The organism is Microbacterium sp. CCNWLW41 (assembly GCF_037083505.1).
The window spans coordinates 1-11638 of the sequence record NZ_JBAOJP010000002.1; the positions used below are offsets into that span (position 1 = coordinate 1).

General features: G+C 71.1%; 10 protein-coding genes. 3 read left to right on the forward strand and 7 right to left on the reverse strand.

The window, feature by feature from the left end; all coding sequences use genetic code 11:
• Window positions 1-184: 184 nt before the first annotated feature.
• From V6R91_RS07825 to V6R91_RS07855, 7 genes are all read right to left on the reverse strand, one after another.
• A complete protein-coding gene (locus V6R91_RS07825; protein WP_336395069.1) occupies window positions 185-1099 on the reverse strand; it encodes an ROK family protein in 915 nt (304 codons plus the stop codon).
• The gene (locus V6R91_RS07830; RefSeq protein WP_336395070.1) at window positions 1096-2766 is read right to left on the reverse strand and encodes an ABC transporter ATP-binding protein; all 1671 of its coding nucleotides are present in this window, start codon (window positions 2764-2766) and stop codon (window positions 1096-1098) included. The genes V6R91_RS07825 and V6R91_RS07830 overlap by 4 nt, the downstream gene beginning before the upstream one ends.
• Window positions 2763-3647 (reverse strand): ABC transporter permease, encoded by an 885-nt coding sequence (locus V6R91_RS07835; RefSeq protein ID WP_336395071.1) that lies wholly within the window; start codon window positions 3645-3647, stop codon window positions 2763-2765. The genes V6R91_RS07830 and V6R91_RS07835 overlap by 4 nt, the downstream gene beginning before the upstream one ends.
• Window positions 3644-4672 carry an ABC transporter permease gene (locus V6R91_RS07840; protein ID WP_084344699.1) on the reverse strand — a complete coding sequence of 343 codons (1029 nt, stop codon included), beginning with the start codon at window positions 4670-4672 and terminating at the stop codon, window positions 3644-3646. The genes V6R91_RS07835 and V6R91_RS07840 overlap by 4 nt, the downstream gene beginning before the upstream one ends.
• 10 nt (window positions 4673-4682) lie before the next feature.
• The gene (locus tag V6R91_RS07845; RefSeq protein ID WP_336395072.1) at window positions 4683-6494 is read right to left on the reverse strand and encodes a peptide ABC transporter substrate-binding protein; all 1812 of its coding nucleotides are present in this window, start codon (window positions 6492-6494) and stop codon (window positions 4683-4685) included.
• 265 nt (window positions 6495-6759) lie between these two features.
• Window positions 6760-8247, reverse strand: a complete 1488-nt coding sequence (locus V6R91_RS07850) for a M81 family metallopeptidase (RefSeq protein WP_442928108.1) — start codon at window positions 8245-8247, stop codon at window positions 6760-6762.
• Window positions 8248-8433: 186 nt separating this feature from the next.
• Window positions 8434-9597, reverse strand: a complete 1164-nt coding sequence (locus tag V6R91_RS07855; protein WP_271060378.1) for an ROK family transcriptional regulator — start codon at window positions 9595-9597, stop codon at window positions 8434-8436.
• A gap of 125 nt (window positions 9598-9722) precedes the next feature.
• Between V6R91_RS07855 and V6R91_RS07860 the strand changes: the two genes are divergently transcribed.
• From V6R91_RS07860 to V6R91_RS07870, 3 genes are read left to right on the forward strand one after another with little or no spacing between them, the layout of a single operon-like run.
• Window positions 9723-10799, forward strand: a complete 1077-nt coding sequence (locus tag V6R91_RS07860) for a M4 family metallopeptidase (protein ID WP_271060377.1) — start codon at window positions 9723-9725, stop codon at window positions 10797-10799.
• Complete coding sequence (locus V6R91_RS07865; protein WP_336395073.1) at window positions 10774-11316, forward strand: protealysin inhibitor emfourin; 543 nt, start codon at window positions 10774-10776, stop codon at window positions 11314-11316. The genes V6R91_RS07860 and V6R91_RS07865 overlap by 26 nt, the downstream gene beginning before the upstream one ends.
• A gap of 37 nt (window positions 11317-11353) precedes the next feature.
• A complete protein-coding gene (locus V6R91_RS07870) occupies window positions 11354-11635 on the forward strand; it encodes a hypothetical protein (protein WP_336395074.1) in 282 nt (93 codons plus the stop codon).
• Window positions 11636-11638: the final 3 nt, after the last annotated feature.

An 11638-nucleotide genomic window follows, 5' to 3' on the forward strand; every position in this document is an offset into this window, starting at 1 on the left:
GCGCCGGCATCGGGCCTGGCGGGAGCCGACCGAAGGACGGCGGGGGACCGCGCGACGGACGAGGCCATCGCGCAGCGAACCGCACCCCACACTGCAGACCCGGTCACCGCGTTTCGTCTCGTCGCTGCGCTCCTCGCTCAACGACCGGAAAGGCGCCGACCGACAAGAGCCGAGCGGGGGCGCCTCAGGCGAGGGCGACGCGGGCGTCCGCGAGGCCGCGGAGCACCGTGCCGTAGGCGCCGGCCCACCCGCCGAGCGCCGCGGGGACGATCGGGGGGATCCGATGGAAGCTCGCCCGCGCCGTCGCCGCGTCTCGGGCCAGGGAGACGAGATGGTGCGGCTCCGCCGCGAGTCCCCCGCCGATCACGATGCACCCCGGGTCCACCAGGGCGCAGAGCGTCAGGATCGCCTCGGCCAGCCCCTCCGCCGCATGCTCGACGACGCTCGCGGCCTCGGGGCTCCCCTCGCCGTACGCGCCGAGCAACTGCTCCGGACCGCCGCTTCCCCCCGCTGCACGCCAGGCCTCGGCCAGGGCGGGAGCGCCGATCACGGTCTCCAGGCACCCGCGCCGACCGCACGAGCAGACCCGCCCGCCGGGCTCGATCGTGATGTGCCCGAGCTCGCCGGCGGACCCGTGCGCCCCGGGGACGACCTCGCCGCGGACGACGTGCGCCCCGGCGATCCCGGTCCCGAGCGCCAGGACGAAGACGTCCTCGTGTCCCGCACCGGCGCCCCACGCGGCCTCGGAGATCGCCGCGGCGTGGCCGTCGTTGATGACCGTCACCGGGACGCCCGTGCGCGCGCCGAGCTCCTGCGCCAGCAGGGTGTCGTCCAGAGCGGGCACGTTCGTGGAGCGGATGACCGCGCCGCGCTCCTCGTCGACGATGCCGGGGATCGACACGACGATCCGCGTCGGCTCCGCGCCGGTCCCGCGCACCTCCTCGGCGATCGCGCGCAGGCCCTCGACCGGATCGTCCGCCGGGGTCTCCCTGCGGCCGCGGAGGATCGGTTCCGGGCGCTCCCGCACCGTCCCGTCCGCGAGCAGGAACTTGACGCTCGATCCGCCGACATCCAGACCGAGCACACCGCCCGAGCTCATCGGGCGGCCGCCCGCGCGGCGAGCCGCTCCTCCCGACGCCGGGCCTGCTGGTCCGGATCCGGCACGGGGACAGCGGCGAGCAGGCGCCGGCTGTACTCGTGCTGCGGGGCCAGCAGCACCTCGTCCGCGGAACCGAGCTCGACGATCCGTCCCTGCAGCATCACCGCGACCCGATCCGAGATCTCGTGGACGACGGCAAGGTCGTGGCTGATGAACAGGCAGGCGAAGCCCATCCGCTCCTGGAGGGAGCGCAGCACCTCGAGGACCGCGGCCTGCACGGAGACGTCGAGCGCGGAGGTCGGCTCGTCCGCGATGATCAGCTCCGGCTCCAGGGCGATGGCCCGCGCGAGGCCGATCCGCTGCCGCTGTCCGCCGGAGAGCTCGTGCGGATACCGGTTCGCGTAGTCGCGCGGCAGCTCCACGGCCTCGAGCAGTTCGGCCACCCGGGCCCGGCGCTGCGCCGGCGTCGTGGCGTGGCGACGCCGCTGCACGCGCATCGGCTCCGCGATGGCCTCGCCGATGGTCATCCGCGGGTCGAGGCTGGATCCGGGATCCTGGAAGATCGCGCCGGTGCGTCCGCGGAGCTCCCGCTCCCTCCGCCGCGACACCCCTCCGCGCCCGATCCGCTCGCCGAACAGCGTCATGCTCCCGCCGGACAGGGGAAGAAGTCCCAGCGCGGCCCGGCCGAGCGTGGACTTCCCGGATCCGGACTCGCCCACCAGACCCAGGATCTCACCCGGCGCGATCCGGATGTTCACGTCGCTGAGGGCCTGGAAGGACCGCCCGCCGCGACGGTAGGTGACGGCCGCGTCCGTCAGCTCCAGCACCGGCGCGGGGATCGATGCGGACTCAGGCTCCCGCTCGACGACGGAGGCGAGGTCCGGCAGGGTCGGCACGGCGGCGAGGAGCCGCTTCGTGTAGTCCTCCTGCGGGTCGGTGAGCACGCGCCGCGTCTCGCCGACCTCCACCATGTCGCCCCGGTACATCACGGCCACGCGGTCGGCGATGTCCGCCACGACCCCCATGTTGTGGGTGACCAGCAGGAACGCCGTCCCGAGATCCGCGGCGAGGCGGCGGATGAGGTCCAGGATCTCGGCCTGCACGGTCACGTCGAGCGCGGTGGTGGGCTCGTCCGCGATGATGAGCTGCGGCTCGCACGCGAGCGCGATCGCGATCACGACGCGCTGACGCTGGCCGCCCGACAGCTCGTGCGGGTAGCTCTTCGCGCGACGCGCCGGGTCGGGGATCCCCACGCGGCCCAGCAGCTCCACTGCGCGCTCCCACGCCTCGGTCTTGGAGGGGGAGCCGTGGTTGAGGATCGCCTCGGTGATCTGGTCGCCGATCCGCATGCTCGGGTTGAGGGCGGTCATCGGCTCCTGGAAGACCATCGAGATCTCGCCGCCGCGGACGCGGTTCATCTCCGCCTCGGGAAGGCCCAGCAGCTCGCGGCCGCCGAGCGTCACGGATCCGGTCACCGTGGCGGTGCGCGGCAGGAGCTGCAGGACGGCCATGGCGGTGACGGACTTGCCGGATCCCGACTCGCCGACCAGCGCCAGCACCTCGCCGGGGCGCACGTCGAGGTCGATGCCCTTGACCGCGTGGACCGGCCCGTCCTCGGTGCGGAAGACGACCGACAGGCCGGAGAGGGAGAGGAGTGCGTCGCTCATGCGGTCCGCCCCTTCACGTCGAAGAAGTCGCGCAGGCCGTCGCCGATGCTGTTGAACGCGCAGACGGTCAGCACGATGCAGAAGCCGGCGGGGAAGATGAGCCACCACGCGCCGGCGTAGGTGTAGGTGATGCCGCTCGTGAGCATCGCGCCCCAGTCGGTCGCGGGCTTCTGCAGGCCCATGCCGAGGAAGGAGATGTACGCGACGAGGAGGATGGCGTCCGCCACCTGGAACGTGGCGTTCACGACGATCGTGCCCACGGTGTTCGGCACGATGTGGCGGAGCACCGCCCGTGAGTGGGACCCGCCCATCGCCTTGAGCGCGAGCACGTACTCCCGGGACTTCAGCGAGATGGACTCGGCGCGCACCAGCCGCGCGGGGACGAGCCACGACACGAGCCCGATCACGCAGATCATCAGCGGGACGCTCGGGCGCAGGATCGCGGAGAGGATCAGCAGCAGGAAGGTCGCCGGGATCGCGATGCCCGCGTCGACCACGCGCATCATGACGGTGTCCACGACCCCACCGACGTATCCGGCGATCGCGCCCCACAGCGTCCCGATCACGGTCGCGAGGATTCCGGCGGCCAGGCCGATGAGGATGGAGATCTGTCCGCCGACCATGAGGCGTCCGAGCACGTCGTAGCCGACGTCGTCCGTCCCGAGGGGGTGCCCCGCGGTCCCCGGGGGCAGCATCACGCTCTTGAGGTCGGTGTGCACCTGGTCCGTGGGGTGCACGAGGGGTCCCAGGAAGCAGAAGACGAGGAACAGGACGATCGTGACGATGCCGAAGACGGCGAGCTTGTTCTGCAGGAAGCGGCGCAGCGCGCGGCGGCGCGGGCCCATCGTCCGCGGGGCGGATGCGGCGGCGGTCGTGCTCACGAGAGCTCCTCTCGGGTGCGCGGGTCCAGGAGGGCCTGGATGATGTCGGCCAGGAGCGACCCGACGACCGTGGCGAGCGCGATCACGAGGATGCAGCCGAGCAGCACGGGGTAGTCGGAGGTCTGCGCCGAGGTCCAGAACAGCAGCCCCATGCCCGGGTAGTTGAAGAGCGACTCGACCACGATCATCCCGCCGAACATCACCGGCAGGTAGTAGCCGAGCATCGCGATCACCGGCGTGAGCGAGTTGCGCACGACGTGCCGCGTGATGACGACCGGCACCGGCGTGCCCTTCGCGCGGGCCGTGCGGACGTAGTCCTCGGAGAGGTTGTCGATCGTCGAGGAGCGCATGTACCGCGAGAAGGTCGCGATGATCGCGAGCGCGGCCGTGGCGACGGGCAGGACGAGAGCGGCGGGGTTCGCCAGCACGTCCCCCACCGTGTCCCCCTGCGGGGCCTGCGCGGGGAACCACGGCAGCCACTGGGAGAAGACGATCACGAGGATGAGGCCGAGGAAGAACGACGGCGTCGAGTAGACGATGAAGTTCCAGGTGGTGAGCGCGTAGTCGCTGGGCTTGCCGCGGCGCACGGCCTGGAAGATGCCCATCGGGATGGCGATGATGAGCGCCACGATCATCGAGATGAGGGCCAGCACCAGCGTCTTCGGCAGGCGCTGGCCGATCGCGTCGGCGACCGGGCGGTTCAGCTTGAACGAGTCCCCGAGGTCGCCGGTGGCGAGCTGCCCGAGGAAGTGGAAGTACTGCTGCCAGACGGGCAGGTCGAAGCCGTTCTCCCGATTGAAGGCGTCGATCTGCTCCTGCGTGGCCTGCATCCCGAGGACCCCGACCGCGGGGCCCTCGGGGAGGGCGAGGTGGAGCAACGCGAACACGATCAGCGTCACGATGAGGATGACGACGACCCCCTGGCCGATCCGCCTGAGCAGATACCACCAGAACCGGTTCCGGGTCCGCTGTTCCTTCGTCGCTCGGTCCGTCGTCGCTGTGCGCGTCGCTTCCACCCCGCTCATCCGTTCTCTCTCAGTCGGTCCAGGACCAGCGCTGCGGCAGGAACGACGCGCCCGGGTCCTGGTGGGCGATGTCGAGGCCCTCACGCACGACGGACACCTGGTACACCGGGTTCGGCATCCACATCACCGGGAGATCCGTGGCGAGGAACTCGGAGTACTTCTTGGCGATGTCGGGGTCGGTCGAGTAGGCCATCTCCTGGACGAGCTTCTCGGCCTCCGGGTTGTCGTACTGGCCCGCGTTCCACTTGGTGTCCTTCGCGAACACGCGCTCACCGGTGGCGTAGGGCGGGAAGTACCAGCTGCCTGCGGTACCGAAGAAGACGAGCTCCCACGTGCAGGTCGATCCCGTCTTGCACTCCTGGGCCTGCGTGAGGACGCTGTCCAGGGGCTTCGAGTCGATCGTCATCTTCACGCCGATCTTGGCGAGGGACGACTGGATCTCGGCCATCATGTTGTCGGTCTCCTGCGAGCCGCTCTGGGTCGTGACGACGATCTCCGCCTTCGCCCCCGCCGCGATGCCCTCACCGCACTGGTCGGCGCCGGCTCCGGCGTTCACGCACTCGAGGGTGCCGTCCTTGCCCTTCTCCCAGCCGTGGTCGGTGAAGAGCTTCTCGGCCTTGTCCAGGTCGAACGGGTACGGGTTGTCCTTCTGCACGTCCGAGAGGCCATCCGACTCCGCGGTCTGCGGGATCGGGCCGTAGTCCGGGGTGGCCGCGCCGTGCCAGATGACGTCCGAGATCGTCGGCTGGTCGACGGCGTGCTGCAGCGCCTGGCGGACGTAGAGCTGCTTGTAGAAGGCGCCCTTCTCCGGGTTGGCGAAGTTGTAGGGCATGTAGGTGATCGACCAGCCGGCCCACGGCTCGACGCGGTAGCCGAGGTCGGTGAACTGCTTCTCGTTCGTGAGCTGCGAGCTGGTGATGTAGCCGTAGTCCACATCGCCCGAGCGCACGACGTTCATCTCCGCGTCCGCCGAGGTGAACGGCAGGAACTTCACGTTCGGGATCTTCGGCTTGTCGACGCCGGTGTACTTCTCGTTGGCGGTGAGCTCCACGACGCCGGAGTCGGACCAGCTCTTGACCGTGTACGGCCCGGAGACGGTCTTCCACAGCGGGTTCGTGGCGTAGGTCTTCATGTCCTTCGCCTCGCTGAAGAGGTAGTCCAGGACCTGGGCGGCGCCCGCGGCGTCGCGGTCGTGGTCGCCGATCTCGCCGTCCGCGCTGGTCTTGTCCCACACGTGCTGCGGCATCGGGTACATCAGGCTGAGCTGGTTGCCGACGAGGAACTCCTCGTTGTACACCTTGTCCATCGTGAGCGAGAAGGTCTTCTCGTCGATGGTCGTGAACGCCGTGATGTTGTCGGGCATGAGGCCCGCGGAGTAGCCGCCGGTCTTCTCGCCGTTGAACCGGACGAGGTTGTACCAGAACTCCACGTCGCGCGAGGTGACGGGCTCGCCGTCGGACCAGTCGAGATCGTTCAGCGTGATCGTGATGGTCTTGAGGTCCTCGGAGAACTCGTAGGACTTGGCCGCCGAGGCCGCCTCGTCCCAGCCCATCTCCCCGTCGACGCCGTTGTACTCGAACAGGCGCGGCCACATGGTGGCCTTGATGGCGCTGTTGTGCGTGGCCATCGTGTCCGGCGTCGAGATCGGCAGGATCCAGTTCGGCCCGGTCCCCACCTGGAGAGCGAAGCTGACGCTGTCCTTCTTCTCGCTGCCGCCCTGGCCGGCCTGGGCGGAGCCCTGGCAGGCGGTGAGGGCGAGCGTCGCGACCGCCAGCGCGCCCACCGGGGCGAGCAGCCGTCGTCGCAGCGACTGAGTACGCATGAAACCTCCTTGTTTGTGGACGCGGGACGCCGAACGAGATCGTCCTGCGATCAGCGTACTTAGAATCATTGCCGAAGTAAGTACGCCAAGAATAGCCAGATTGGTTACGTTTCCGTCACAAAGACGGAGGAAGCCGTTTCGTCTCGCGGAGACCTGCACGGAGCGAGCGCAGCGAGTAGACGTGTCGCTCAACGACCGAGGCCGCAGAGCACCGGTCGTTGAGCGAGGAGCGCAGCGACGAGACGAAACGCGCCTACCCGAGAGGTCAGCGGACGATCTCGGCGGTGAGGTCGGGGGCGGACGGGAACGCGTCGAAGGGGTGCATGGGGCGCTGGATGCGGTGGTGCCCCAGGCGCTCGAGGTCCTGGTCCACCCCGCCCGGAGTGAGGGCGAGCGTCCACCCGCGCATGATCGCGTACAGCTCCGGCTCGAGGTATCCGATCTTCGTCACCACGATCTGCGCCGCCTCCGGGTCGAGCCCGATGGAGGTGAAGTCCGAGACGTCGTGATAGGCCTTGCGGAACTCCGTCACGATCACGTGGAGCCCGCCGACGCGGATGACGGCGATGCCGCCCGCGTCGGGGTCGCCCTCGTGCAGGCTGTGCAGGATCCCCTCGATGCGGACCGGCCCGTGCGGACCGTGGTCGACGCGTGCGCCGGCCTCGACCGAGACGGCGTCGCCGACGGCGTGCGTGCGCAGGATGTCGATCGCGCCCTTGTCGAAGACGGAGGCGCAGAGCACGACCGGGGCGTCGGGACCGGTGAGCTCCGGCTTCTGCAGCAGCTGCGCGAGCGTCCAGGTCACGTCGCCGGTCCCGCCGGCGCCCGGGTTGTCGCCCGAGTCGCTGATGAAGTACGGCGTCTCGGCGGCCGCGAGTCCCGCCGCGACCCCGTCGTCGAGAGTCCCGGGAGGGCCCACGAACTCGAACTCGTCCCGGACGTCCCAGAACGCCCGGCCCAGCTCCTCGGCCGCCGCGGCGGTGACGGCCTCGTCGGTGCCGGTGACGACGACCGTCGCGTGGCAGCGCGGCTCGTCCGCCCAGGCGTAGCCGATCCAGATCGCCGCGTCGATGACGCCGTCGCGCGCCTCGACCTCGGGGATCCGCGCGTACAGGCCCTTGGCGGGCTCCACGCGGGTGCTCGTCTTCTCGCCGGGAAGGAGGATGGGCACGCGCACCCACGCCTTGTGGGTCTCCGCATCCGTCTCCAGCGCCTCGACGAGGTTGCGGATCGCCCGGTCGCGGGTCTCCCAGGTGTCCTCGTGCGGAGCGAGCCGGTAACAGGTGATGAGGTCGACGTTCTCGATGAGGGTCCGGGACACGTTCCCATGCAGGTCCATGGACGCCGAGACGACGACGTCCTGACCGATGACCTCGCGGATCGCGGTGATCAGGTCGCCCTCGGCATCGTCCATCCCGACGACGCTCATCGCGCCGTGGATGTCGAAGAACAGACCGTCCAGACCGCCCTCCTGGGCGACGAGCTCGGCGAGCCCCGCGCAGATCCGCGCCTTGATGGACGCGTAGACCTCCGGCAGCACCGCGCCGCCGGGGATGGACCGGGCGTAGTAGACGGGCAGCCACTCCGCGCGATCCGTGAGCTCGCCCTCGCGCAGCGCGTCGTAGCGCTGGACGAGGTCTTCGCCCTCGATCCGCTGGAAGTCGCGCTCACCGGCGCGGTGCGGCGAGAACGTGCTGGACTCGATCGCCATGCCGGCGATCGCGATTCGGGGAAGGGGAGCGCGATCGGTCACCCGGCCAGCTTAGTGCGACCATCGATCTTAGTTCGACTACTTTTGACGATCCTGGCGCTGGTCGCGATGCCCGATCTGCACACCGGGGCCCGATCCGCGCACGGATCCGCGAGAAACCTGTGCAGATCGGGACCGGATGTGCAGATCGGGACGGGGGTCGACGACGCAAGGACGGGCGGGAGCGGGTCAGGCGGAGGAGGCGTCGATGCGGGACGGCTCCAGGAGCTGCTCCAGGAGGGACCACGCGACCCCGCGGGCCCCGGCCAGCACGCCGGCCCGGCTGGTGGAGATCTCCAGGAGGTCGGTGGACATCGGCAGGCAGAGGGTGAACAGCGCCTGGCGCACGCCCGCGACGAAGGCGTCCGCGGTCGGCAGTCGCCCGCCGAGCACCAGGGTCTGTGGATTGAAGAAGTTGATGATCGTGGCCAGGACCTCGCCGGCTCGGGTCCCGGCCTCGCGCAGCAGGGAGGTCGCCTTCGGATGGGCGTCGCGCGCGAGCACGAGCACGTCGTCGAGGTCGGCGACCTCGACGCCCGCTTCCCTCAGCGCGTCCACGATCGCCGCGCCGCTCGCGACGACGTCCAGGCACCCCACGCGCCCACAGGAGCAGATCACCGGGGGCGCGTTGTGCAGCGAGACGTGGCTGATGTCGCCGGCGACGCCACGGAAGCCGCGGTAGACCGCGCCGTCCACCACGACGCCGCAGCCGATCCCGCTGCCGGCCTTGACGAAGACGAGCTGCTCGTCCGTGCCGCCGCGGGCGACGTACTCCCCCACGGCCATCGCGTTCGCGTCGTTCTCGACGAGGACCGACAGCCCGGTCATCGCACGCAGGACCTCGCCGACGTCGACGCCGTTCCAGCCGGGCATGCGCGACGGCGCCAGCAGCCGCGACGTCCGGGAGTCCACCGGCCCGGGAACCGTGAGCGCGACCCCCTCGACGACCCGATTCCCGTGTGCGGCGGCGAGCTCGCGCGCCCGCTTCCACAGCAGCGCGATCACCGTCTCCACTCCGTCGAGCAGCGAGATCTCCTCGACCGCCGAGGCGACCACCTCGCCGCGGCGGTCCAGCAGCGCGAACGTCGCGTGGCGCTCGCCCAGGTCGATCCCGACGACGACGCCGCCGCCCGCCTTCACCGCCAGGACACGGGGACGCCGGCCGCCACGGGACTCGCCGTGGCCGGTCTCCTCCACGTAGTCCCGGGCGATCAACTCCTCCACCCGCAGGGCGACCGTGGAGGCGGACAACCCGGTCAGCCGGGCGAGGTCCGCGCGCGACTGCGCCCTCCCCGTGCGGATGAGCTGGAAGAGGTCACCCGCGGAATGGGGGGTGTGTGCCGCCGCGTTCACGCTGCCTCCGCATGATCTTCGTCCTTGGATCACACAAAGATACTCGGACGGACGACCGTCCCGACCTGTCCGCATGTCGGCGGCGCGGCGTATCGTCGGCACCGGGGAACGAGACCGGAGGCGACATGGACGGACGACACATCACCGGACCGGGCATCGTCCCGGGTTATCTGTTGGCGAGGCTCGCGGAGTCCGAACGCTTCCCCCAGGCCGCACAGGCGGCGCGCCAGACGCTGACCGCGGGGCGCCCGCCGCTGCGGCGACAGCTCGAGCTGTCGATCGGCGAGGACGGCACGCTCGTCGCCGAGGTCTCGGCGGCTCCGGACCGCACGATCAGCGACGCGGGCGGGACGGAGGAGCTGCCGGGCATCGTGGTCCGCCGCGAGGACGATCCCCCGGTGGCCGATGCCGCGGCCAACGAGGCGTTCGACGGCCTCGGCGCCACCTTCGACCTGCTGCTCGACGCGTTCGCCCGCGACTCCCTCGACGGCGCCGGCGCGCCGCTGCACGCGACCGTGCACTACGGCGTCGACTACGACAACGCGTTCTGGGACGGGGAGCGCATGGTGTTCGGGGACGGCGACGGAGAGGTGTTTCGCGGCTTCACCGGATCCGTGTCCGTCATCGGGCACGAGCTCGGGCACGGCGTGATCCAGGCGACGGCCGGGTTGGCGTACCAGGGCCAGTCCGGAGCCCTCAACGAGTCGATCGCCGACGTGATCGGCGTCCTCACCGAGCAGCATCTGCGCGGCCAGAGCGCAGAGGAGGCCACGTGGCTGGTGGGCGAGGGGATCTTCACGGAGGCGGTGCAGGGCCGGGCTCTGCGCTCGATGATCCAGCCCGGCACGGCCTACGACGACGATGAGCTGGGGCGGGATCCGCAACCCGCGCACATGCGCGACTTCGTGGACACGACCGAGGACAACGGCGGCGTGCACATCAACTCCGGCATCCCGAACCGCGCCTTCGCGCTGTTCGCACAGGCGCTCGGGGGCAACGCCTGGGAGGCCGCCGGCGGTGTCTGGTACCGTGCGCTCACCGGCGGTCTCCCCGCGACCGCGACCTTCGCGATGTTCGCCAAGGCGACGCTCGACGCGGCCGCCGAGGCCGGGGAGAAGACGGTCGCGGCCCTGCGTGCCGCGTGGACCGACGTCGGCGTCCTGGAGGAGGACCACGATGCGCGAGCCGACACCGCCCGATGACGGGCTGAGTCCGGAGGATGCGGCCGCATCCGACGAGCGGCGCCCGGACCCCAGCCCCGGGCCCGACTCCAGCACCGCGCCCGACTCGGGCGCAGGCCCCGCTCCGGGCCCCGAGGACGACGAGTCGGGGAGCGCCGGGCCGCGGCCGGGGAACGGGGCGGGGCCGGAGAGCGAATCGGGGCCGGGGAACGAATCGGAGCCGGGGAACGGATCCGAGCCGGGGAACCCATCGGCCTCCGCGGTCGTGGTGATCGTCATCCGTACGGGCGGGATCGCCGGCATCCCGCGGCGGTGGCGGGCGATGCCCGCACCGGACGAGGAGGAGCGCTGGATCTCCCTGGTCGAGCGGTGCCCGTGGGACGCGCCGGACCGGGACGAGCCCGGCGCCGACCGGTTCCGCTGGCGCATCGAGGCACGCACCCCGGCGGGCCGACGCGAGCGCGAGCTGCCCGAGACGCAGCTCGACGGGCCCTGGCGCACCCTCGTCGACGCGGTCCGCGAGGCCGACCCGGCCTGACCGCCCCGACGCCGCCCGCCGGGCGCACAATGGAGGCATGGGACTGTTCACACCGCGGCCGCAGCACGAACAGCAGGAGTGGGCCGGCCTGCCCTCGGAGCCGCTGGACCCGCAGAGCGCGGCCGAGCGCCTGGATGCGGCACCGGCCGCGGATCCGACGGGCATCGGCCTCGCCGCCGGCTCGACGTCGATCGTCTTCCCCGTCGCCCCGGCAGCCCCGGAAGCCGCGGACGCCGCCACCGCCGCTCCGCCGGATCCCGACGACGCCGACGGGGCTGCGGCCGCGAGCGCGAACGACCACCACGCGGACGAGGACTGAGGG

What these genes read in the sequence shown, in the direction of transcription:
- V6R91_RS07830 (WP_336395070.1), bottom strand. Translation starts at nt 2,766, where the DNA reads ATGAGCGACGCACTCCTCTCCCTCTCCGGCCTGTCGGTCGTCTTCCGC.
- V6R91_RS07845 (WP_336395072.1), bottom strand. Translation starts at nt 6,494, where the DNA reads ATGCGTACTCAGTCGCTGCGACGACGGCTGCTCGCCCCGGTGGGCGCG.
- V6R91_RS07865 (WP_336395073.1), top strand. Translation starts at nt 10,774, where the DNA reads ATGCGCGAGCCGACACCGCCCGATGACGGGCTGAGTCCGGAGGATGCG.
- V6R91_RS07825 (WP_336395069.1), bottom strand. Translation starts at nt 1,099, where the DNA reads ATGAGCTCGGGCGGTGTGCTCGGTCTGGATGTCGGCGGATCGAGCGTC.
- V6R91_RS07860 (WP_271060377.1), top strand. Translation starts at nt 9,723, where the DNA reads ATGGACGGACGACACATCACCGGACCGGGCATCGTCCCGGGTTATCTG.
- V6R91_RS07840 (WP_084344699.1), bottom strand. Translation starts at nt 4,672, where the DNA reads ATGAGCGGGGTGGAAGCGACGCGCACAGCGACGACGGACCGAGCGACG.
- V6R91_RS07870 (WP_336395074.1), top strand. Translation starts at nt 11,354, where the DNA reads ATGGGACTGTTCACACCGCGGCCGCAGCACGAACAGCAGGAGTGGGCC.